Origin of the sequence: Delftia sp. ASV31, from assembly GCF_016428765.1 — a bacterium.
Classification (GTDB): domain Bacteria; phylum Pseudomonadota; class Gammaproteobacteria; order Burkholderiales; family Burkholderiaceae_C; genus Comamonas; species Comamonas acidovorans.
Map to the genome: position 1 here is coordinate 1 of NZ_JAELTK010000297.1, position 314 is coordinate 314.

The 314-nt window shown below is 76.8% G+C and carries 1 pseudogene; it reads right to left on the reverse strand.

From position 1 onward, the window contains the following. Window positions 1–314: pseudogene (locus tag JHD82_RS29490) on the reverse strand (hypothetical protein); the annotation flags it as partial.

Consider the following 314-nt stretch of genomic DNA (forward strand, 5'->3'; position numbering starts at 1 on the left):
CGGGAGCGCAGACGCGGTATGGACCTGCGCGGGCTGGCTGGCCGGCGAGCCCTCGCTGGGGCCGCATCCGATAGGTTCTTTCGCCGCGCTGGATGCGCTGGTGGCCGAGCTCGTGCAGCGCTGGCCCTGTCTCTTATACACATCTGACGCTGCCGACGAAATGCGAACAGTGTAGATCTCGGTGGTGGGCGGATCATTAAAAAGGGGGGGGGGGGGGGGGGGGGGGGGGGGGGGGGGGGGGGGGGGGGGGGGGGGGGGGGGGGGGGGGGGGGGGGGGGGGGGGGGGGGGGGGGGGGGGGGGGGGGGGGGGGGGG